The organism is Exiguobacterium sp. AB2 (genome assembly GCF_000696055.1).
GTDB classification, from domain to species: Bacteria; Bacillota; Bacilli; order Exiguobacteriales; family Exiguobacteriaceae; genus Exiguobacterium; species Exiguobacterium alkaliphilum.
Map to the genome: position 1 here is coordinate 49,187 of NZ_JNAA01000057.1, position 23,247 is coordinate 72,433.

At 53.6% G+C, this 23,247-nt stretch carries 22 protein-coding genes; 5 read left to right on the plus strand and 17 right to left on the minus strand.

Features of this window, described 5'->3' with window-relative positions; all coding sequences use genetic code 11:
• Positions 1-72 precede the first annotated feature (72 nt).
• The 10 genes from DI14_RS08095 to DI14_RS08140 all read right to left on the minus strand — a co-directional run bounded on the left by DI14_RS08095 (position 73) and on the right by DI14_RS08140 (position 7,179).
• The gene (locus tag DI14_RS08095; RefSeq protein WP_034807345.1) at positions 73-483 is read right to left on the minus strand and encodes a F0F1 ATP synthase subunit epsilon; all 411 of its coding nucleotides are present in this window, start codon (positions 481-483) and stop codon (positions 73-75) included.
• 28 nt (positions 484-511) lie between these two features.
• Positions 512-1,930, minus strand: a complete 1,419-nt coding sequence (gene atpD / locus DI14_RS08100) for a F0F1 ATP synthase subunit beta (RefSeq protein WP_034807348.1) — start codon at positions 1,928-1,930, stop codon at positions 512-514.
• 34 nt (positions 1,931-1,964) lie between these two features.
• Positions 1,965-2,822 carry an ATP synthase F1 subunit gamma gene (atpG, locus tag DI14_RS08105; protein ID WP_034807350.1) on the minus strand — a complete coding sequence of 286 codons (858 nt, stop codon included), beginning with the start codon at positions 2,820-2,822 and terminating at the stop codon, positions 1,965-1,967.
• A gap of 36 nt (positions 2,823-2,858) precedes the next feature.
• Positions 2,859-4,367: a F0F1 ATP synthase subunit alpha gene (atpA, locus tag DI14_RS08110; protein WP_034807352.1), complete on the minus strand. Its 1,509-nt coding sequence runs from the start codon at positions 4,365-4,367 to the stop codon at positions 2,859-2,861.
• A gap of 18 nt (positions 4,368-4,385) precedes the next feature.
• A complete protein-coding gene (locus tag DI14_RS08115; RefSeq protein ID WP_034807354.1) occupies positions 4,386-4,919 on the minus strand; it encodes a F0F1 ATP synthase subunit delta in 534 nt (177 codons plus the stop codon).
• Positions 4,919-5,446, minus strand: a complete 528-nt coding sequence (gene atpF / locus DI14_RS08120) for a F0F1 ATP synthase subunit B (protein WP_034807356.1) — start codon at positions 5,444-5,446, stop codon at positions 4,919-4,921. The genes DI14_RS08115 and atpF overlap by 1 nt, the downstream gene beginning before the upstream one ends.
• A 71-nt stretch (positions 5,447-5,517) precedes the next feature.
• Entirely contained in the window at positions 5,518-5,730 is a 213-nt protein-coding gene (gene atpE, locus DI14_RS08125; RefSeq protein ID WP_034807410.1) for a F0F1 ATP synthase subunit C, read from the minus strand.
• Positions 5,731-5,804: 74 nt separating this feature from the next.
• A complete protein-coding gene (atpB, locus tag DI14_RS08130) occupies positions 5,805-6,542 on the minus strand; it encodes a F0F1 ATP synthase subunit A (protein ID WP_034807358.1) in 738 nt (245 codons plus the stop codon).
• Positions 6,542-6,955, minus strand: coding sequence for an ATP synthase subunit I (locus DI14_RS08135; protein WP_051622647.1), 414 nt, complete (start codon positions 6,953-6,955; stop codon positions 6,542-6,544). The genes atpB and DI14_RS08135 overlap by 1 nt, the downstream gene beginning before the upstream one ends.
• Positions 6,952-7,179: a membrane protein gene (locus tag DI14_RS08140; protein ID WP_034807360.1), complete on the minus strand. Its 228-nt coding sequence runs from the start codon at positions 7,177-7,179 to the stop codon at positions 6,952-6,954. Before DI14_RS08140 ends, DI14_RS08135 begins: the two co-directional genes overlap by 4 nt.
• A 636-nt stretch (positions 7,180-7,815) precedes the next feature.
• On the opposite strand from DI14_RS08140, the gene DI14_RS08145 reads away from it, so the two are divergent.
• From DI14_RS08145 to DI14_RS08165, 5 genes are all read left to right on the plus strand, one after another.
• Positions 7,816-9,225 (plus strand): FAD-binding oxidoreductase, encoded by a 1,410-nt coding sequence (locus DI14_RS08145; RefSeq protein WP_034807362.1) that lies wholly within the window; start codon positions 7,816-7,818, stop codon positions 9,223-9,225.
• Entirely contained in the window at positions 9,222-10,547 is a 1,326-nt protein-coding gene (locus tag DI14_RS08150) for a (Fe-S)-binding protein (RefSeq protein WP_051622648.1), read from the plus strand. Before DI14_RS08145 ends, DI14_RS08150 begins: the two co-directional genes overlap by 4 nt.
• Before the next feature lie 190 nt (positions 10,548-10,737).
• Positions 10,738-13,407, plus strand: a complete 2,670-nt coding sequence (locus DI14_RS08155) for a cation-transporting P-type ATPase (RefSeq protein ID WP_034807364.1) — start codon at positions 10,738-10,740, stop codon at positions 13,405-13,407.
• Between the two features lie 192 nt (positions 13,408-13,599).
• Positions 13,600-14,724: an ABC transporter ATP-binding protein gene (locus tag DI14_RS08160; RefSeq protein ID WP_034807367.1), complete on the plus strand. Its 1,125-nt coding sequence runs from the start codon at positions 13,600-13,602 to the stop codon at positions 14,722-14,724.
• A complete protein-coding gene (locus tag DI14_RS08165; RefSeq protein WP_034807369.1) occupies positions 14,721-16,307 on the plus strand; it encodes a glycine betaine ABC transporter substrate-binding protein in 1,587 nt (528 codons plus the stop codon). Before DI14_RS08160 ends, DI14_RS08165 begins: the two co-directional genes overlap by 4 nt.
• 46 nt (positions 16,308-16,353) lie before the next feature.
• On the opposite strand, the gene upp is transcribed toward DI14_RS08165, so the two are convergent.
• The 7 genes from upp to DI14_RS08200 all read right to left on the minus strand — a co-directional run bounded on the left by upp (position 16,354) and on the right by DI14_RS08200 (position 23,145).
• The gene (gene upp / locus DI14_RS08170; protein ID WP_034807371.1) at positions 16,354-16,983 is read right to left on the minus strand and encodes a uracil phosphoribosyltransferase; all 630 of its coding nucleotides are present in this window, start codon (positions 16,981-16,983) and stop codon (positions 16,354-16,356) included.
• Positions 16,984-17,120: 137 nt separating this feature from the next.
• Entirely contained in the window at positions 17,121-18,353 is a 1,233-nt protein-coding gene (locus tag DI14_RS15040) for an endo alpha-1,4 polygalactosaminidase (protein ID WP_051622649.1), read from the minus strand.
• Positions 18,354-18,693: 340 nt separating this feature from the next.
• Complete coding sequence (locus tag DI14_RS08180; RefSeq protein ID WP_152545888.1) at positions 18,694-19,869, minus strand: hypothetical protein; 1,176 nt, start codon at positions 19,867-19,869, stop codon at positions 18,694-18,696.
• 223 nt (positions 19,870-20,092) lie between these two features.
• Entirely contained in the window at positions 20,093-20,770 is a 678-nt protein-coding gene (locus tag DI14_RS08185) for a hypothetical protein (protein ID WP_034807377.1), read from the minus strand.
• A gap of 117 nt (positions 20,771-20,887) precedes the next feature.
• A complete protein-coding gene (locus DI14_RS08190; protein WP_034807378.1) occupies positions 20,888-22,126 on the minus strand; it encodes a cell wall metabolism sensor histidine kinase WalK in 1,239 nt (412 codons plus the stop codon).
• A gap of 1 nt (position 22,127) precedes the next feature.
• On the minus strand, positions 22,128-22,805 hold the full coding sequence (locus DI14_RS08195; RefSeq protein ID WP_034807379.1) for a response regulator transcription factor: 678 nt from the start codon (positions 22,803-22,805) through the stop codon (positions 22,128-22,130).
• Positions 22,806-22,875: 70 nt separating this feature from the next.
• Positions 22,876-23,145, minus strand: coding sequence for a hypothetical protein (locus tag DI14_RS08200; RefSeq protein ID WP_152545889.1), 270 nt, complete (start codon positions 23,143-23,145; stop codon positions 22,876-22,878).
• Between the last annotated feature and the right edge of the window lie 102 nt (positions 23,146-23,247).

Genomic DNA, 23,247 nt, shown 5'->3' on the forward strand with positions numbered 1-23,247 from the left:
GAGACTTTAGACCTATTATAATGAAGGAACACGACAAAAAAACCTCCCCACCGAAGTGAGAAGGTTAAGCAATCAGTCTTTCATATCGCGAATGCTCAAGCGGTTGATCGCCTTTTTGAGCGCGAGCTCCGCACGGCGGAATTCGATTTCCGAGATTTTCGTGTCTTGAAGACGACGCTCGGCCCGAACTTTTGCCGCAGAAGCACGGTCATAGTCGATTTTGTCCGCCATTTCGGCTGTTTCAGCTAAGATCGTCACCGTATCGGGACGAACTTCCATGAAACCGCCGCTGAGTGCGATCAGCGTGCGTCCACCATCTTCGTGGCGCAGTTTGAGGATCGAGATGTCGAGCGGAGTCACCATCGGGATGTGTTTCGGTAAGATACCGATTTCACCGGTCACCGATTTGGCGATCACCATCCGCGCCTCGCCCTCGTAAGCTGCGCCATCCGGGGTGACGACGTTGACGTGAAGAGTATTCATCGTCTAGTTTCCCCCTTCCGCGTAGGTCTTAGACCAACGTCTTCGCTTTTTCGATGACGTCTTCGATTGGACCGACGAGACGGAATGCATCTTCCGGGAGATCATCGTGTTTTCCATCGAGGATCTCTTTGAAGCCGCGCACAGTCTCTTTGACCGGTACGTACGAACCTTTTTGGCCTGTGAACTGCTCAGCCACGTGGAAGTTTTGTGACAAGAAGAACTGAATCCGACGGGCACGGTGAACCGTGAGCTTATCGTCTTCTGACAACTCGTCCATCCCGAGGATGGCGATGATGTCTTGGAGTTCTTTGTAACGTTGGAGCGTCTGCTGCACGTCACGCGCGATTTCGTAGTGCTCTTGCCCGACGATGTTAGGTGAAAGGGCACGTGAAGTCGAAGCGAGCGGGTCAACGGCCGGGTAAATCCCCATCTCCGAGAGACGGCGCTCAAGGTTTGTCGTCGCATCAAGGTGAGCGAACGTTGTCGCTGGAGCCGGGTCTGTATAGTCATCGGCTGGTACGTAGACCGCTTGAATCGACGTGACCGATCCTTTCGCTGTCGACGTGATTCGCTCTTGAAGCATACCCATTTCCGTCGCGAGTGTCGGCTGGTAACCTACGGCAGATGGCATCCGGCCGAGAAGGGCCGATACTTCCGAACCTGCCTGTGTGAAGCGGAAGATGTTATCGACGAAGAGAAGAACGTCTTGTCCTTGCTCGTCACGGAAGTATTCTGCCATCGTAAGACCCGTCAAGGCAACACGGAGACGTGCGCCAGGTGGTTCGTTCATCTGACCGAATACCATCGCTGTTTGTTTGATAACGCCTGAGTCCGTCATCTCGTGGAACAAGTCATTTCCTTCACGCGTACGCTCACCGACTCCTGCGAATACAGAAATCCCGCTGTGCTCTTGCGCGATGTTGTTGATGAGTTCCTGGATGAGGACGGTTTTCCCTACACCGGCACCACCGAAGAGACCGATCTTACCACCTTTGATGTAAGGGGCGAGCAAATCGACGACTTTGATACCTGTCTCGAGAATTTCAACCTTCGTCGACAACTCGTCGAACGTCGGTGCTTGACGGTGAATCGGTGAACGACGCACTGTCGGGGATACTTCTTTATCGTCAATCGGGTTACCGAGAACGTTGAAGACACGACCGAGCGTCTCTTCCCCTACCGGTACCGAAATCGGTGAACCTAAGTCAAGTACTTCCATGCCGCGGCGAACGCCGTCCGTCGAGTCCATCGCAATCGTACGGACCGTGTCATCACCGAGGTGAATCGCCACCTCGAGCGTCAAGTCGACACTTACATCTTCCGCCGATGTCGCCACGTGCGTGACTTTAAGGGCGTTGTAGATGTTTGGTAAGTGGTTGTCGAACTTAACGTCGATAACTGGGCCCATGACTGCGACTACGCGGCCTTTCATGCCGTATTCGTTCATCGTGTTAGCCTCCTACAATCTAGAGGGCGAGCGCTTATTCAAGCGCTGCCGCACCTCCGACAATCTCTGTGATTTCTTGTGTGATCGCCGCTTGACGCGCGCGGTTGAACTTGAGCTTGAGTCCACGGATGAGTTCATCCGCGTTGTCCGTCGCGTTCGACATCGCCGTCATCCGCGCCGCGTGCTCCGATACTTTCGCATCGAGGAGCGCGCCGTAGATGAGTCCTTCCGCATAACGCGGGAGGAGCGCTGCTAAGATCGTTTCTTCTTCTGGTTCATATTCATACATCACATTTGATGCGGTCTGTTCGATATTCCCAAGCGGGAGCAGTCGATCGATTTTCACTTCTTGGCTGATAACAGAGATGAATGAGTTGTAGCAAAGCTTCAATTCATCAATCTCGCCGTCACTGAACGCGCCGACCGTCTGCTTGACGATCTCTGCGACTTCAATGAATGATGGCTGGTCGTTTAGTCCTGTCATCGCACTGTACACCGGAATGTTCCGTGCCTTGAAGAACTGAACGCCGACCTTCCCAATCACATACAGACGATACTCGTCCGTTGAATCGTGTTTTGCCTTCAATTCGCGATACACGTCACGAAGGACGCTGGCGTTGTATCCACCAGCTAGTCCGCGGTCAGACGTGATGACGATATAGCCGGTCCGTTTGACGGGACGGACTTGAAGCATCGGGTGTGTTGCACCTGAAGTACCGCCGGCAATCGACGAGATGACTTCCTGCAACTTGGTCATGTACGGCTTGAAGTTGGCGTTGCTCCCTTGAGCACGGTTCAATTTCGAGGCCGACACCATGTTCATCGCTTTCGTGATTTGCTTTGTGCTTTGGGTCGAGGTGATCCGCATCTGGATCTCACGTAATGATGCCATTTCGATTCACCACCTTAATAGACGCTCGTCACCGGATTAAACCGATGGCGAGAACGTCTTTTTGAATTCCGCAATTGCATCGACCATCGCCTCGTCAGCAGGAAGGTTTCCTGTTTGACGGATTTCGCGGCAGAGGTCTGCACGGTTTTGGTCGAGCCATGCGTTCATTTCTTTTTCGAAACGACGGATGTCTTCGACTGGGATGTCATCGAGATGACCTTTCGTGAGCGCGTAGATGATGATGACTTGTTTGTCGACCGAGAGCGGTGCGTTCAAGTCTTGCTTCAACACTTCAACGGTACGTTGACCACGGTTGAGCTTCGCTTGTGTCGCTTTATCAAGGTCAGAACCGAACTGGGCGAACGCCTCGAGCTCACGGTATGACGCGAGGTCAAGACGGAGCGTACCCGCAACCTTCTTCATCGCTTTCACTTGAGCCGAACCACCAACACGCGATACCGAGAGACCGGCGTTAATCGCAGGACGTACCCCAGAGAAGAAGAGGTCCGACTGAAGGAAGATTTGACCGTCTGTGATCGAGATAACGTTCGTCGGGATGTACGCCGAGATATCCGACGCTTGCGTCTCGATGAACGGAAGGGCTGTAAGCGAACCGCCACCGAGTTCGTCGTTCAACTTCGCCGCACGCTCAAGAAGGCGTGAGTGGAGGTAGAAGACGTCACCTGGGTAGGCTTCGCGGCCTGGAGGACGACGGAGAAGAAGCGAGAGCTCACGGTAAGCTGCCGCTTGTTTCGAGAGGTCATCATACACGACGAGGACGTGTCGTCCGCGGTCCATGAAGTACTCACCCATCGATACCCCAGCAAACGGTGCGAGGTAAAGAAGCGGGGCCGGCTGTGAAGCCGATGCCGAAACGACGATCGTGTAATCGAGGGCGCCGTTTTGACGGAGCGTCTCAACTACGCCACGGACAGTCGATTCTTTCTGACCGATCGCGACGTAAATACAAATCATGTTCTCTTCTTTTTGGTTGATGATCGCATCGATCGCGACCGAAGTCTTACCAGTCTGACGGTCACCGATGATGAGCTCACGCTGTCCGCGACCGATTGGTACGAGGGCGTCAATCGCCTTAATCCCAGTTTGGAGCGGTTCGTGAACCGACTTACGGGCCATAACGCCGTAAGCTTTGCGCTCGATCGGGTTGTAGTTGTCCGTCACGATCGGTCCGAGACCGTCGATCGGTTGTCCGAGCGGGTTGACGACGCGTCCGAGGAGCGCCTCACCGACCGGTACTTCCATGATGCGGCCCGTACGTTTAACCGAGTCGCCTTCTTTGATGCCTTTATAGTCGCCAAGGATGATAATCCCGACGTTACCTTCTTCTAAGTTTTGCGCCAAGCCCATTACGCCGTTTGAGAACTCAACGAGTTCCCCGGCCATAACGTTATCGAGTCCGTATGCACGTGCGATCCCGTCACCTACTTGAATGACTGTACCTGTCTCACTGACTTCGATTTCAGAGCCGTACGAAGCGATTCGCTCTTTTAGCAGGGCGCTAATTTCTTCAGCTTTGATCGTCATTGAATTCACCCCTATTTCTTACGCATTCAACAGTTCACGCTCGAGGCGTGTCAGTTTGGTTTCGATTGTGTCATCGTACGTCGTGTAACCGATTTGGACGCGGAGTCCACCGATGACCTCTTCGTCGACGACATTCTGTAATTGAAGCGTCTTGCCCACCTTCTGACCGAAGACGAGTTCGACTTCTTTTAAGTCCGTTGCCGACAATGGATAGGCGCTCGTGACGAACCCCTCTGCAATACCGCGGAACTCGTTCGCATATTCGCGGACGTAACGCGGCAACGCGCGAACTTCGCTCGCACGGTCGTTCTCGACCATGACGAGAAGTGTGTTCACGACGATTGTCGTCATATCACCAAAGCTATCTTTTAAAAGCTGTGCAAGCTCGCTGTCGCTGATTGCCGGATTCGTTAAGAGATCCATCAATTCAGGTGTCGCGTGGAGCACTTCATCGAGCAGACGCACTTCCGCTTCGACTTGGTCGAGCGTGCCTTGTTCCCGCGCTAAGTCGAAGAGCGCTTTAGCATAGCGTTTTGCTAGAGATGCGTTCATTAGTTAGCACCTTTCGCTTTTGACAGGAAGTCTGTGACGAGGGCACGTTGTTTCGCTTCGTCCCCTTTAAGGTCCGTACGAAGGACGTGGCGTGCTGCCGAAAGCGCCTGTGTGACGACTTCCGTCTGAAGCGATTGTTTCGCAAGCTCACGCTCGCGCTCGATCGCTTTCTCAGCCTCGACTTTAATTTGTTCGGCTTCCAAACGCGCCTGCTCCACCAAGCGTGCTTGTTCTGCTTCAGCCTGACGACGACTTGAATCGAGCATTTCTTTCGATTCCGTACGTGCCGCGCTGAGCGCTTCACGTTGTTCGACGACATAAGTTTCCGCATCTTTGCGGCTCTTTTCAGCGAGCTCAATTTCGTTCGCTACATACTCTTCACGCTGTCTCATCATTCCAAGGAGTGGTCCCCAAGCAAATTTCTTCAACAGGGCCAAGAGTACGAGGAATGTGAAAAGTGTAAAGATCATATCCAGGATGCGGAGGCCTTCACCGCCAGCACCAGCTGCAATCATCATCGTATCCATGCATACCCTCCTCTTGACTAAATAAGTGAGGGAGACGTGCTCCCTCTTCCAATTTTCTCGTTAACTCGGAATCAAGAGTTGAGGAGAAGGAAACCGACAGCCACACCGATGATCGGGAGGGCCTCAACCAAACCGATACCGATGAACATTGTTTGACGAAGTTCGTTTTTGAGTTCTGGCTGACGTGCTTGTCCTTGTAATGTACCGTATACGATGAGACCGTTACCGATACCTGCTGCGAGTGCTCCAAGACCGATAACGAGTGCTGTTGCAAGAAGATTCATTTGTTCCATTGTGTATATTCCTCCTAAAAGTTAAGTAAATAGTTTTTTGTGTTCAACGCTTTGGCGAAGGCGAATCAATGCTCGGCTGAAGCCTTGTGCCCGATGTACACCATTGCAAGCGTCAGGAAAATGTAGGATTGGATAACCCCGATAAAGATTGAGAAACCTTGCCATAAAATCATTGGGAAGATTGCGAACACAGCACCGAGCGGATTTAGTGCCCCTTGTGCCGTAATTGCGAGTCCCAAGATGATGGTAATCATGATTTCACCGGCATAGATGTTACCGTAAAGACGCAGACCGAGCGTCAAGGTGTTCGCGAACTCCTCGATAAGCTTGATCGGCAATAAGAACCAGACCGGTTTGACGAACTCTGCCGAATAGTGCTTCAACCCGTGCAGCTTCACGCCGTAGTAGTGCGACATTGCAACGACGAGTGTCGACAACGCCAATGTGACATACGGGTCGGCTGTCGGCGAGTTAAACCATAAGTAGTGGCCAGAGATGACGTTAAACGGTAGACCCATCAAGTTTGAGAATAGAATGAACAAAATCAATGTCATCCCGAACGAGATAAAGCGTCCCCCTGTCTTCCAGTCCATCGCACTCGAGATGACCCCGCGTACGAATTCTGCAAAGAACTCCATGAAGTTCTGTTTGCCAGTCGGCTTCATTGCCAAGCGTCGTGTTCCCCAGACGGCGAACGTGAAGACGAGCAGTGAAGCGATCAGCACCGTAATGACGTTCGTCCAGCTCCCATAAAGCGTGTAATCTCCAAGTTGTAGAGAATAGGTGGGAAACTCATGACCCATTAGTATTCACCTCTTTTCCTGCTGAGCTGGGCAAGTGTGAACTCGCCAAATTGTATGATGTGGCCGGCGATTAGACCAGTTACCACCGCAATCAGCGATACTCGATCCTCGTAGAAGAGGCCGACTATCACGGCTAACGCACCGACTGCCATCCTTGAAACAGTCCCGTGCGATTTCGGGCGTCGTCCATGTTCGATGACGTCAAACATCCGTATGACGCTTCGATTCTGCATATGTAGAATGATGAGACTGGCGACCCCGCCTAGAAACAACCCGAGAAAGGCCGGTTTGTACATAGGGATGATGAATGCACCGAGGAGGAGAATGGCGAACCATCCGATAAACCACTTCGTGTAACGCTTCATCAGCTCTTTCTGTGCTTTTCTGTCTGCTTGTACTTGTTGTAGATTCATTCGTCCTCTCCTGTCAATAAACTTCGAAGGGTGAGAACAAGCGCCGTGATCCCGAACGCCATGCCGAGAAGCACCGACACATTCCAACCAAACGTACCCCAGAATTCACGTCTCGCTCCGTATTGGCCGACGAGATAACCGATGACGATCGGTCCTGCAAGCGCGGTCGAGATTTGCGAGGCGAGCGAGGCGTAGGATAGGTAACGATTGTCTTTTTTCGCCATCCTATTCTCCCCTTTCTCTCTAGGAAGCTCGTCCTTCATCTTGTCGATTCACACTCGCGTGACCATCAAAAGTCACACAAGTTCAGAGTAATGGAAATGACATAAGAAGTCAATGAATTTCACAATTATAAAAGCGCTTTAAATCAAGTCGTATCAAGGCTTTTACGCACTTCACAAACTAAATTAAAATCGATAAATTTTAAAAAAGTACGAAGAAATGGTGAAATAAAAATGTTGAATTGATAACATTTCACAAAACGAACAAGATGAAGAATAGTTCAGTTATACCTCCACGTTTTGGAAAATACAACGGCAAACGACCCACGTTCACAAAAGGTTTTGAAACGGAAGTTGACCCGATTTTGAAATCGTTTACAACGTCCTGTTTTAGTATACCGATACCCTTTTTCCGCTGTCGAGGGGTTCGCCCGAATTTGTCGTGAGGAATGTCACAGTTGAATTTCCGACGACAAAAAGGCTGGAAATCCCCTCCCATCAACGTAGAATAGGTGGACAATCCCAATTCAAATCGCTACGATTACCTTGTAAGCGCTCTCTAAAATTGTGTCGATTTTGTGACTTTCGGAACCGGCGCCCGCATCCTCACTCTTAGAGGCATGTCAGGAGGTATACATAATGGAATGGATTAACCACTTACAGACCGAGCTCGGCGACGAGATCGTCTTCACGGACGCGACGACCCGGCTCGCCTATTCGTTCGATGCGACCCCGAACTATCAAGCCATGCCCGACGCCGTCGTCGCCCCGCGTTCGACGGAAGACGTCCGGACCGTCCTGCGACTGTGCCATACGCATCGCGTCCCGGTCATCCCCCGGGGTTCGGCGACGAACTTGGCCGGCGGGACGACACCGCTCGCCGGCGGACTCGTCATGGACTTCCGCCATATGGACCAAATCCTCGAGATTGACGAGAAAAATTTGACCGTCACGGTCGAACCGGGTTGTATCACCGGTCATCTCATCGAAGCGGTCGAGGCGAGAGGACTGTTCTATCCGCCCGATCCGAGCTCGATGAAAATCTCGACGATTGGCGGCAACATTAGCGAGAACTCCGGGGGCTTGCGCGGTCTAAAGTACGGAGTGACCGCCGACTACGTACTCGCCCTCGAAGCGGTGCTCCCGAACGGCGAGCTTCTCAAAACGGGTGGGAAACTCGCCAAAGACGTCGCCGGCTACGACTTGACGCGCCTCCTCGTCGGCTCCGAAGGGACGCTCGCCGTCATCACAAAGGCGACACTCAAACTCATCCCGCTCCCCGAGACGAAGCGGACGATGCTCGCCCATTTCAGCAACTTGGACGGGGCGGCGCGGACGGTGAGCCGCATCATCGAGAGCCGCATCATCCCGGCGACGCTCGAGTTCATGGACAAGAAGACGATTGAGGTCGTCGAGGCGTACGCGAACATCGGATTACCGACCGATGTCGGTGCCTTGCTTCTATTGGAACAGGACGGCCCGAAGGAGATCGTGCGCCGCGATATCGAGGCGATGCACGCCATCTGTCTCGCCGAAGGGGCCTCACTCGTCGAAGTCGCCCGAGACGAGCTCCACGCGGAGACGCTCCGTTATGCGAGACGGACGGCGTTGTCCGCACTCGCCCGCCTTCGCCCGACGACGATTTTAGAGGATGCGACCGTGCCCCGGAGCGAGATCGCGGCGATGGTCCGGCGCATCGAGGCGATCGGCCGAAAGTATGAAATCGAGATTGCCACGTTTGGCCACGCCGGTGACGGCAACCTCCATCCGACGGTCGCGACCGATGCCCGGGACCATGAAGAGATGGAACGCGTCGAGGCGGCGTTCGCTGATATCTTTGCTGCCGCGCTCGACCTCGGCGGGACAATCACGGGCGAGCATGGCGTCGGGGCGATGAAGGCGCCATATCTCGAATGGAAGCTAGGCGCGCCTGGCATCGATGTCATGAAAGGGATAAAGCTCGCCTTTGACCCGCACGGCATCATGAACCCGCAAAAGATGTTCGCGAAGGCAGCGAAAAAACGGCTCGTGCAAGGAGGCGGCGTATGAGACAGTCTAAACAACTCACGACGCGCATGACCGACAAGCTCGATTACGAGGAACTGCTCGGCTGCATGCGCTGCGGCTTTTGTCTGCCGACGTGCCCGACGTATATCCGCTCGAAAGACGAGACGGCCTCCCCGCGCGGCCGCATCGCCATCATGAAAGGCGTCGTCGACGGCTTGATCGAACCCGACGCCGGCGTCGAGAAGACGCTCAACGAATGTCTCGGCTGTCTCGCCTGCGAACCGGCTTGTCCGGCCGGGGTCCGTTATAGCGTCTTGTTAGAAGATGCGCGGGCCGCCATCACCGAGCACAAACGGGCGACGGGCCAAATGGACGTCCGAGAGCGCGTCATCCGCAAGGTCGTGTTCGACGGCTTGTTCATGAACAAGGCGAACATGGAGACGGCGACAGGCTTCCTTCGTTTTTATCAACAGTCCGGTGTGCAGACGCTCACGCGGAAACTGCACATCCTCGACTGGTTCCCGGACCAGCTCCAAAAGATGGAGGCGATTTTGCCACCGGTCCCACCGAAGACGGAACGACGTCGTCGTCCGGAACGGCTGAAGGCGGCGGGTCAACCGACGGCCCGGATCGCCTTCTTCAGCGGATGTCTGATGGACACGATGTTCTACGAGACGAACGCAAATACGATGAAGTTGCTCCAGGCAGCGGGCTGTGACATCGTCATCCCGGACACCCAACAATGTTGCGGTGCCCTGCACGGACACGCCGGCGAACAAGCCGGGGCCGTCCGACTCGCGAAACAAAACATCGAGGCGTTCGAAGCACTCGACGTCGATCACGTCATCACGAACGCGGGCGGGTGCGGGGCGTTCCTGCTCGGTTACGACCATCTGTTGAAACAAGATTCCGCCTGGCTCGCGCGCGCCGAGCGTTTCAAGGCGAAAGTGAAAGACTTCGCCTCGATTTTGATTGAGGTCGGCTTCCTCGACCGGGTCACACTCACGTTGCCGAATCAAGTCATCACGTATCAAGACTCGTGCCATCTCCGAAACGTGCAACAAGGCGCGCTCGCCCCGCGACTTTTACTCCAAGCGATTCAAGGGACGACGTACGTCGAACAGCGCCACGCCGATCACTGTTGCGGCTCGGCTGGCGTGTACAACTTACTCCAACCTATCATCGCGAACGACATCCTCGAGATGAAGATGGGCCACGTCCGGGACACGGCCGCCCAGACGATTGTGACCTCGAACCCGGGCTGTCATCTGCAAATGCAACTCGGCATCCAAGAACACGGGACCGACTCGATGCGGGCCGTCCATTTAGCCGATTTATTGGCGGAGGCGTTACCGAATACGTAAAGGAGAAGAGCCCACGCTCTCCTCTTTTTTTGTCGTCCCATACATTCCCCTTCTCTGATTCACACATACTTCACAATTCCGATGATTTCACATGAAATTAAAGTTTACACACTTTTCACATGGGGTATAATAAATTATAGACCGTTCTACCAGTCTGTCGAAATTTGTAAACAGAGAAAGGGGTTTTTAAATGGAAGAGAGGCAGTGGCATACGCTATCGATTCACGAGACCGAGGACCTTCTCGATACCGATATCGATCAAGGGTTACGTGAGGAGACAGCGACAGAACGAATCGAACAACACGGGAAGAACGTCCTTCCCGAGCCAAAGAAAGACCCGAAGTGGCTGAAATTCGTACGACAGTTCAATGACGTTCTCATTTACATCCTGTTGGCCGGCGCCGTGATTAAGGCCGTACTCGGCTATCGGCTCGACACGATCGTCATCGCGCTCGTCGTCCTCATCATCGGGATTATTGGTTACCTGCAAGAGAACAAGGCTGAGCAGGCACTCGAAGGGATTAAGAAAATGTTGTCCCCGTCCGCCCTTGTCCGTCGTGACGGCAAGCGCAAGGAGATCGAGGCCGAGTACCTCGTCCCAGGTGACATCGTTTATTTAAAACCGGGTGATAAGATTCCCGTCGACCTTCGCCTCATCACGGCGGAGAACATGAAAGTCGAGGAGTCGGCCTTGACAGGTGAAGCAATCACCGTCGACAAGACGCTCGACCCACTCGAAGAGAAAATTGGTCTCGGTGACCGGACGAACTTGGCGTTCTCCGGGACGTCGGTCGCTGCCGGTACAGGTAGCGGAATCGTCATCGCGACCGGTTCGAAGACCGAACTCGGTAAAATCAACGCGTCCATCGCCGAAGTCGAGAAAGTGCAAACACCGCTCATCCAGCAGACGCAACGCTTCGGGAAGACCGTTGCGAGTGTCATCGCCGGTGTCGCCGTGTTCACCTTCATCTTCGGCTACTTCTTGCGTGACTATGAGACGGTCGAGCTGTTGCTCGCGGTCATCGGTCTCACCGTCGCCGTCATTCCGGAAGGACTACCGGCGATCATTTCCATCATTCTCGCCCTCGGAGTCCGCCAGATGGCAGACAACAAGGCGATCGTCAAAAACTTGCCGTCCGTCGAGACGCTCGGTGCCGTATCAGTCATCTGTTCCGATAAGACCGGGACGTTGACGAAAAATGAGATGACGGTGCAGAACATCCAACTCGCTGACCGCACGCTCCGTGTGACCGGTTCGGGTTACGCGCCGGAAGGTCGCATTGAATTTGAAAACGACGTCTACTCGAACAAGCAAGACGAGATTCTCAATGAGATTCTCCTTGCCGGTGTGACGTGTAACGATTCAGACTTGTTCTTCGACGAAGAGTCGAAGCAATGGATGATCACGGGCGACCCGACGGAAGGCTGCTTGCTCACGCTCGGAGAGAAAGCAGAAGAGTCGATTCGACCGCTCCGCGTCATCTCGAAGATCCCGTTCGACTCGGCGCATAAATATATGGCGACACTCTCGCCACGTGACGAAGCGCACGTCATGTACTTGAAAGGTGCACCGGACCGCTTGTTCTCGATGGCCGAGGCGAGTGACTCAAACTTCCCGACAGAGATGTGGGAAGAGAAGATGACCGACCTCGCTAAAAAAGGGCAACGTGTCATCGGTGTCGCCAAACGCACGTTCAACACATCAAAAGAGAAGATTGACCATGACGACTTATATGAAGGAATCGAATTCCTCGGGCTCATCGGCATCATGGACCCACCGCGTCCCGAGGCGATCGAGGCGGTCAATGAGTGTCAATCGGCCGGTATCCAAGTGAAGATGATTACCGGTGACCACAAAGAGACGGCCATCGCCATCGGAAACGAGCTCGGCATCTCGACAGAAGCCGGCGCGCTTCAAGGGACCGAGATTGACGATTTGACGGACGAGGAACTCGCGGACGTCGTCGGGCAGTACAACATTTTCGCCCGGACGAGCCCCGAGAACAAGACGCGTCTCGTCAAGGCGCTCCAGATGCAAGACCATATCGTCGCCATGACCGGTGACGGTGTCAACGACGCCCCTGCCCTCCGCCGCGCCGACATCGGTGTTGCCATGGGAATCAAAGGGACAGAAGTATCGAAAGAAGCGGCCGAGATGGTGCTTGTCGACGATAACTTCAACACGATCTTCAAAGCCGTCAAAGAAGGTCGACGTGTATACGACAACTTGAAGAAGACGATTCTCTTCATCTTGCCGACGAACGGAGCGCAAGGATTATTACTCCTCATGAGTATCTTCCTCGGGACGCAGCTCCCGCTCACGGCGCTTCAAATCTTATGGGTGAACATGGTCGTCGCCATCACCTTGTCCTTTGCGATCGCCTTCGAGCCGCTCGAGCCGTCGACGATGCAGCGGGCTCCACGACCGAAGAAGACACCGCTATTGAACGGTTACTATATCTTCCGCATCTTGCTCGTCTCACTCCTGATCAGTGGCGGGACACTCATGTACAACCTATATATGAACACGGGTGATTATAGTGTGGAATATATCCACACGATGACGCTCAACACGATCGTCTTCGCCCAGCTCTTCCACTTGTTCAACGTCCGTGTCGAGCTCGAACCAGCGCTCAACCGTTCGTTCTTCGAGAACCCGATTGCGTTCTACGTCTCCGGGGTGCTCATCGCGTTGCAGCTATTCATCACGTACGTGCCGTTCATGAACACGGCATTCGGAACGATGCCAATCGCTGCGACCGATTGGTTGATTCCGATCGCGTCCGGGATTATCGTCTTCTTCATCATCGAACTCGAGAAGCTGATTTCACGCAACCTCATCAGACGCAACCAATCCTAAATGACTCCAATAAAAGGAGCGATGCCTACGGGCGTCGCTCCTTTTATTCGTGTGGCTCATATATGAGACTACAACTTTACCTAATCCCGTTTTAGAACGTCTTCAAACCTCATTTTGAGAAAAAGATGTTTACATCTTCATAACAAGGGAACATTAAGGTTATGTGAAAATAATTTGAAAAGAGTTGAGTCGATGATTGAATTCAAGCAAGTGAAAAAAATGTTTAAGAACACGACCGTCTTGAAAGAGATGAACCTTATCATCAACAAAGGTGAGCTCGTCGTCTTTATCGGCCCGTCCGGCTGCGGGAAGACGACCTCGCTGAAAATGATTAACCGATTGATTGAACCGACGGAAGGCACAATCATCGTCAACGGCCAAGACACGCGCAAAATGGATCCGATTGAATTGCGGCGCCAGATGGGGTACGTCATTCAACAGACCGGCCTCTTCCCGCATATGACGATCCGTGAAAACATCCAATTGATTGCCGGGCTCGAAGGCCATGCCGAACAAGACATGGACGCCCGGACCGAACACCTCCTCCGCATGGTCGGCCTTGACCCGGATCAGTTCATCGATCGCTATCCGAGCGAATTGAGCGGTGGCCAACAGCAACGCATCGGGTTCGCCCGTGCTCTCATGAACGACCCGGAAGTCATCTTGATGGATGAGCCGTTCAGCGCCCTCGATCCGGTGACCCGGAACGACCTGCAAGAAGAGCTGTTCAACCTGCAAGAAGAAGTGAAAAAGACGATTGTGTTCGTCACCCATGATATGGATGAGGCGATCAAGCTGGCCGATCGCATTTGTATCATGCGCGACGGGGAAATCGTCCAATTCGATACCCCGGAACAAATCCTCCGGAACCCGAAAGACGAGTACGTCGAGTCGTTCATCGGGAAAAATCGAATTTGGAACAGCCCTGAATTCATCAAGGCAAAAGATATCATGATCACCGACCCGGTATCGATCAGCGGGAAACGGACGGTGCTTCAAGCGATTGAAATTATGCGTTCGCGCAAAGTCGACAGCCTATTGATTACCGACCGTGACCGTACTTTGCAAGGACTCATCAAATTGAAGGACGTCCACGGCATCCCAGATAAGACGAAGCGACTCGAGGAAGTCATGAACACGAATTACGCCTTCGTCTCAATCGAGGATTCGCTCCTCGATATTTTAGACGTCATGAACACAAGCGACCAAGGGTACCTCCCTGTCGTCGACGGTTCGATGCTTCACGGCTTGATTACACGCAGCAGTTTGCTTTCCGTCCTCAGTGAGCAATTCATGCAAGAGGAGGGAACGCTATGAACGCCATCCAATCATTTTTTGATTACTTCACAAACAACACGAACCAAATCGGGACACTCTTACTCGAACACTTACAACTGACGGTGTTCGCCGTCTCGCTTGCGGTCCTGTTAGGGGTACCGCTCGGGATTCTCATCTTACGGATCCCACGGCTCGCGAAGCCGATTCTCGGTCTGACGAGCGTCGTCCAAGCCGTGCCAAGTTTGGCACTCCTCGGTTTTCTAATCCCGTTCATCGGCATCGGGTCGACACCGGCGATTATCATGGTCGTCCTCTACTCGCTCCTCCCGATCGTGAAGAACACGTATACGGGACTGTCGAGCATTCCTGGTGACACGCTCGAATCGGCCAAAGGGATCGGCCTGACCGATCGCCAGATTTTAAGTAAGATTCAGTTACCCCTCGCCTTACCGATCATCATGGCCGGTATTCGCATTTCTGCGGTCACGGCCGTCGGACTGATGACAATCTCGGCGTTCGTCGGGGCTGGCGGACTCGGCTATCTCGTCTTCGCCGGGATTCAGACTGTCGACAACAACCAGATTCTCGCCGGGGCCATCCCAGCTGGTCTTCTCGCCTTGTTGATCGACTTCGTCGTCAGCCGTATCGAGTATAAAGTCGCACCGAACGGCATCGTCCTCGCCGACGGCCGCATGAAGAAGAAGACGCGTCGCTCGGCGAAGAAAGTCACAAAACCGCTCATCGTCATCGCATCGGCGTTCGCCCTACTCCTTGCTGGTTCGATTTACGCCTTCACCCGTGAAGACGACACGATTGTCGTCGGATCGAAGAACTTTACCGAACAACTCATTCTTGGAAATATCGTCGCCGACTTGATTGAAGAAGAGACCGACTTGAACGTTCGCCGACAGCTGAACCTCGGCGGGACGCAAGTCGCATTCAGCGCCATCCGTACCGGGGAGATTGACACATACGTCGAATACACCGGCACCCTGTCGGTCGACGTGTTGAACCAAGCGGTCGACAACGATCCCGACGCCGTCTACGCGAGCGTCAAACCACAGATTGAGGAACGTTTCGACGTCCAGACGCTCGACCCGATCGGATTCAACAACACATACGCGATCGCCGTCAAACAAGAAGACGCGGACCGTTATGCGCTAGAGAGCATCTCGGACCTCGCCGCCGTCAGCGACGAGCTCGTCTTCGGCCCGACAATCGAGTTCTCGAACCGCGAGGACGGGTATCTCGGCTTGAAAGAGACGTATCCGCTCCGCTTCAAAGATGTGAAGCCAGTTGATGGCGGCCTGCGCTATACGGCGCTCATGAACGGTGAGAGCCAAGCGATTGACGGCTTCTCAACGGATGGGTTGTTGAAACGGTTCGAACTCGTCGTCCTCGAAGACGACCAACAGTTCTTCCCGCCATATTACGCCGTACCGCTCATCAACGGCAATACGTTGCGTGAGCATCCCGAGCTCGAAGACGTGCTCAACTTGCTGTCCGGCAGAATCACGGACGAAGTGATGCAAGAGCTGAACTACCTCGCGGACGTGGAGAAACAACGTCCCGAGAAAGTCGCCCGTGACTTTTTGGTCCGTGAAGGACTCATCAACGAATAATAAAAGACGAACCGAATCGCTTTCACGATTTGGTTCGTCTTTTTGATTACTTCGTTCCGAACAATCGGTCACCCGCATCGCCCATCCCTGGGACGATGTAGCCGTGGTCGTTCAATTTCTCGTCGAGGGCGGCGAGATAAATCTCAACGTCCGGGTGTTCGTTTTGAACACGCTCGACGCCTTCTGGTGCTGCACAAAGGCAAGCGAGCTTGATCGACTTCGCGCCATGCTTTTTAAGTGCCGCGATCGCGTCAGCAGCCGAGCCGCCTGTCGCAAGCATCGGATCGACGACGATGAAGTCACGCTCCGTGATGTCCGTCGGCAACTTGAGATAGTATTCGTGTGGCTCGAGCGTCTCCGGGTCACGGTATAGACCGATGTGACCGACTTTGACGTTCGGCATCATTTTGAGGAAGCCATCCACCATTCCGAGGCCTGCCCGTAAAATTGGGACGATACCCAATTTCTTGCCGGCAATCATCTTCTGCGTCGATACCGAGACCGGTGTCTCGATTTCCACGTCTGTCAATGGAAGGTCGCGTGTAATTTCATATGCCATGAGCGACGAAACTTCGTCGACGAGCTCGCGGAACTGCTTCGTCCCCGTCTCTGCTTTGCGCATAATCGTCATCTTGTGCTGAATCAATGGGTGGTCATAAACGTGTACTTTTCCCATCATGCTTCACTCCTCTCTCAATCTCTCTTGAGCATTGTACCCTAACCCCCTGCAAAAAGGTAGGGTCAACTTCTGTTTTCCAAGAGGTCAGACGAAACCCCGAGGACAGCATCTCTACCTCGGGGTCTCCCTCTATTTTACAATTTGAAGAATTTCAAGAAAGCGGCCGTCTGTTGTTTCGCTTTGCCGCACATCTTGCCTTTCGGGGCATCTTGTTTCGTAACGTGGGCATGTTTTTTCGCCTTCACAGCTTTTTTCTTGACGTGCTTTTTCTTCTTTTCATCTTTTTTCGATGTGACTTTCTTCTCGTCCGCGACTTTTGGCGCAGATGAAGATGTCGTCTGGGCCGGAGTTGTCGCTTTCACCGGGGTCGTCGTCGGTTTTGCGACCGCCTCGGTCTTCGTAACTGTTTCAGCTGGTTTCACTGTCTCCGTCTTCGTGACCGTTTCAGCCGGTTTCACTGTCTCCGTCTTCGTGACTGTTTCAGCCGGTTTCACTGTCTCCGTCTTCGGTGCCGTCTCGGCTGGTTTTACTGTCGATTCAGTCGAAGTCACTGTCGACGTCGGTGTCGACGGTGCCGGAGCGGTCGTCGCCGTACGTGTGACGAGGCCCGCGTTCCAGTTCACATACTCATCCGCCTCATGGAAATGGATGAACCCTGCGTCTTTCGCGAGCTTATGGCTCTCGGCACTTTGCCGCGTCGAAATCGTGAGCGTCTTCACCGAGTGTTTCGTATCGACCGCTTGTAATTTCTTAATCATGTTTTGTGACCATGCGTCGCTCTTGATCGTGTCGGCGTTGAAACTCTCCCACATGATGCCATCGACATAAGGTGCCGTCGACGTCTCAAGCGTGTCGAAGCCCCAGTTTTGGACCATGGCGATGTCGCCGTATTTCGCCCGCGCTTGCTTCAAGAAGTTGACGAGCCCGTCACGTTGCTGTTTGAGCACGGTCGGATTGTTCAAATGCTCATTGTCGATATCGCCGACCGTGTCCATGAACACGCCGTCGATTCCTTTGGCGATGACTTGGTTTTGAATTTCCGTGAGCAACAAGCCTTGAAAATGCGTCGAAGCGATATTCGTCAAATACGAATCCCATTCCGGATAATGGACGCGCTGACCGTTACGTGTGAAGAAGTCCCCTGCTTGGAGCTTCGACATGAGACCCGTGTTCCATGTCGCGACTTCCATGACACTGATATATCCGAGCACTTTCGTGCCGCGTGATTGAATTAAATCGATTTGCGCCTTCGTGTAGTGCAACGGCTCGATGATGACGAGATCGTAGTTTTGCATATCCTTCAGAATCGCATCTGTCGGATGACCATAAAACACTTGATAGTTTTTCACACCGTCGAGTGGGTTCATCGTTTGTGCCCCCGATTTTGACATGTTTACACTAAGCATTAACAACACAACTGTTAGAGACAACATTAACTTTTTCAATTTCACTACCTATTCCTCTCCTGATGACGAACAAAACGTGGTGACGGACGATGGGGTAAATTGAGGGTTTCTCTAACTCCTCCTTTATCCATATAGTGACGAAAGGTATAGTGCTGTGTGTTTTATGAGTATATCGGTTATATGTAGAGTTTATTAAACCTTCGCAAAAAAAATTATAGGATAGTTTTTTAGCAAAACATAGTTTCAATTTGACAACAAAAACCCGCTTTTCTGACATACTTTCGTCATAAAGCGGGTATACTTACATTTTTATTTTTTGAGTTTGATTCGATGATGCCAGCAACTCTTTCAGCTGTACAGCATCCAGACCGTATTCGGCCCCGGTATGAAGGTCGACCACGAACACGTCCCCGCCGGCGACATAGACGTCGAGGTTTTGTTCGGACAATCGCTCGTGAAGCGAAATCGTCCCGCGATAAGTAGCGGTCGTCGGTACGCGCGAAGGGACGACTTCTGCCAACAACTCGAATAGCGCACGGGTATTTGGCCCATCGAGATGGACGATTGTCCCGTCTTGTTCATACGTGGCCAACCGCACCTTCTCGCTTGCCGGCGACAGACTCATCAACGTCGTCGTGAGCGGCAAGCGGACGCTGCCCCACACCTCGATGACCGTCCCGTAACGTTCGGACAAGGTAAGGGACGACTCGTCCCCGACTTGACCAATCGGTTCGTCCGAGACGATGACGCGCTTCAACAGTTGGCGGCGCGACCCGTCGAGCACGACCGTCGCTTCGGTCGTATCGAGATACACATGTTCCCCGACAAAGATGTCCGGTAACACTTTCCGCTCAAACGCGTTCTCCGTCCCAATTTGAAGTGTGACGCGCCCGTCCGTCAGCTGGGTCAAGAACGTATACCCGCTCGTCCGCTCGGCTTTAAAGACGAACAACCCCGACTCGATCGTCCGGTCGAGCGTCCGACCGTTCCGTTTCACGTCGTACGTGACGTAAAGCGACCCGCTGTCTGGGGTTTCATAACGAAACATCGACCCCGCCAGCACGCGCTCGTGTTCCGCATCGATATGAAATCGCTCGTTGATGAATGACGTGTCAAACGCCGGCTCAAACGTCATCATCCGCTTGGCTTCTGTCTCTTTTACGTCAGCTGCTAGCGGTTCGAGCGCCTCGATCGGTTCGACTGCAAACGTCCGTTCGAACTGCTCATAACTGTTTGCACACGAAACGTAGCGCGTCTCGCCGCTCGCCCAGTAGCTGACGGTCTTGCTCCCTAGCTCTTCATAGACTGGGTGAACGTAGGTCGCCTCCGACACTTTCGCCCGCTGCGCCGGCAAGATATCCGTCGGTTGCTTCTCGCAATATGTAAGAATATGTTTCTTTATTTCCAATGGTAATTCCATCCCACTCGTCTGCTTGAGCGCCGTCGCGGCGAGCGGACGCATCTCGATCGCACTCATAGAGTTCGCACCGCAACCGCTCAACATTACACACAGAAGGGGAATGACCCAAAACGCCCGCATCACCTGGCACCTCCGTCCCCATTTGGCCGTCCCTAGGATACGACCCCCTAAAAATTCCTTATTCATCATATCATATATGTTGTTTCGATTATGTTTTCAGAAGTGTTACGATTTGAAAAAAGGTGCCACCGCGCGTGGCACCTTCCCTTGTATGCGTGTATTAGTCGTCGTCACGATCGTCGTCGTCGTCGTCATCGTCGTCATCTTCCAACTCAATCTCTTTCACTTGCTCTTGCAGATTCAATTCAAGCTTGACGCGGTCGCCAGCTTTCGGCATCCCGTCATCGAGTTCATAGCGCGCTGCCAATGGGAACGTCAACTGTTGTCCTTCTCGTTCAATCGTCACATCACGGTCGGACATCTTGACGAACGTGCCGTAAATGTCGAAGTCGTCGTTCTCACGGTCGACTTCCTTCACTTCGTTGTTGCGGTTGAACTCGAGTGTGACGCGATCGCCCGCTTTCGGTGTGTCATCATCGATTTCATGACGGGCCGCGAGCGGATACGTCGACTCTTTGCCGCTAAAGCTGATTGTGACGTCACGGTCCGTCAAGGCGACGAGCGTGCCGTACAATTCATAGTCATCGTCGTCATCGACAGAACGGATTGGGATATCACCTGACTGCGCCGGCTCAGCCGCATCATCATTCGTCTGGACTTGTCCGTCGTCTCGTGCGTCATCTCTTGCATCGTCAGACCCGTTCGATCCGCTGCTCGCACTGTCAATCGCCCGTGGGACGATGACCGTGTCCGTCTTATCGTTGGCGACATACAACCCAATCCCGGCAACGGCGAGTACCGCCAAGCCGACGCCTAAAATCCATCCAATTAATTTCATGTTCAATTCCTCCTCATTTCGTGTGGTGTTCCTGATCTACACCTTTATCATAGAAGGTCGACCTTAGAGCACCACGAAGATTCCATTAGAGAACGATGAGAAGTTGCGAAACTTCTTTCATTTCGTGACGTAAAAGACGCTCCCGCTCGGTGCGTTGGCGTAACTCCCGACGGTCCAGCCGTTCAAATCCGCCACCTCTTTCGCGATGGCGAGCCCAAGCCCGCTACCACTCCGGTCTCGCGCCTCATCGAGCCGATAAAACCGGTCGAACAGCCGCCCCCGTTCCTCTTCATCGAGCGTCGGCCCGTGGTCACGGACCTCGATCCGTGTCGGCGTCATCGTGACGCGCGTGTCCTCGGCATACTTCAAACTGTTGTCGATGAAAATGACGAGCAAGCGCTGAAGCGAATCGCGATGACCTTGCCACTGCCCCGTCACCTCGATTGGCACCCGTTTGCCGTGCGAACGTTCGAACCGTTCCTCGAGCTGACTTGCTAGCTGCGTCAACTCAATCGCCTCGGACTCGACTTCTTCGATTGTAGGGAAACGGCTCAACTCGAGCATCGGTTCAATCAAGTCTTCACGCATTTGGCGCGACTCCGTCAAAATATGGTCGATCGCCTCGTCACGGACGGCCGGGTCGCTCTGCCCCCAACGCCGGAGCAGTTTGGCATAGCCTTCGATGACCGTGAGCGGCGTCTTCAGTTCATGTGAAACATCGGCGACGAAGCGTCGTTGTTCGTCCATCGACCCTTCGACCCGACCGATCATCTGATTGAAGCCGTCCGCGAGCGTCGCCACTTCGTCCTCGTCAGAGCCGACCTCAATCGTTTCGAGCGTCCCGGACGTGGTGATACGTTGCATCGTCGCCTCTAGCTTTCGAAGCGGTGCGAGCCCTTGGCGGACAATCCATAAACTGCCGATGAACATCACAGCGACGGCGATCAAGAAGATGATGACAAAAATCGTCGCGAGCGTGCGAAGCGTCTCACTGACCGCCGCATCCTCGAACCCGTAAGCGAGCCCGTTCGATGTCGCGATGACGAACCAGTCACCAATCAGTGCCGGCTCCCCGTAATTGACCGGGAAGCTCAGCCCGTCCGCGGTCGAACCACCGACGATGGCCCATTCCCCGTTCACTTGCCGCTCGAGGACGACACTGTCTTCATGGAGCGAGACGACGGCGTCACGATTGCGCGTATCTTCTTCTAGTAGGCTGAGCGCTTGTCGCAACACGTCATAGCGGGAATCGATGATTTGATGACGGGAGACGAGCCACGCGACCCCGAACGACGTGATGAGCAGAAATAACATGAATCCCGTCATCGCGAGGGCGATTTTCGTGCGCAGCTTCATCTTATTCACCACGCTTCAACATGTATCCGACACCGCGAACGGTCTGAATCCAACTGCCCCCGAGCTTCTTCCGGACATAGCGCACGTACACGTCAACGACGTTCGTGTCCCCGTAATAATCGAAACCCCAGACGTGTTCGAGCAATTGGTCGCGCGTCAACACCCGCTCCGGATATTCAATCAAATAGGCGAGCAAGTCGAACTCACGCCGCGTCAATTCCACATGCGCCCCGTCACACGTCACTTCATGACGGTTGACGTCGACGGTGAGGCCTTCATAAGAAAAAGTTCGTTCGCTCGTATCGGTTTGAATGTGTTGGCGCATCCGTAAGAAGGCACGAATCCGGGCGAGTAACTCCTCCATCTCGAACGGCTTCGTGATATAGTCGTCTGCCCCGAGGTCGAGCCCGCTCACCTTGTCATACCGGTCGCCTCGCGCCGTCACCATGAGTACCGGCAGTGTCGGTTGCTCGGCTTTGATGCGGCGCACGACTTCGAGGCCACTCATGTGGGGCAACATGACGTCAAGGAGCATCAAGTCAATCCCACCTTGAAGCGCCCGCTCGAGCCCGGTCCGTCCATCGTGCTCGACTTCGACCGCATACCCTGCGTGCATCAGTTCGAGTTGTAACAGCCGTGCAATTTTAACGTCGTCTTCGACGACAAGAATCGTTGCCATCGTCTTCATCCTCTCTGCAAAAAACGCCGAGCAGTCCGCCCGACGCATCGTTATTCTGTTCCCGGATTGTTCAGTCGAAAAACGGCCGGATCGTCTCCGGAATCAGTTGACCTACCCGCGCCTCAAGTGAGTCGGTCCACCGTTCCACACGAGACTCGAATCCATCCGCTTGAAGCGACAGCTCGCTTCCGTAAGACATCCATTGACCGAGCCAGTCGTTGCCCGTCACCGTAAAAAATAAAAATCCAAATACACCGACCGCCATGAGCGAGAGTGCCAACACACTCACGACCACGCCTCGCACCATCCGGCCAAACCAACCTGTTCTGCTACGTCTCATCCTATCGCTCCTTCATCTTTTTCTTCATGATACGAGAGTCACTTGAGAACGCTTGGTGAATCCGATTAGAATTTGATGAGAAAAGAGGCTGTAGCCTAAGCT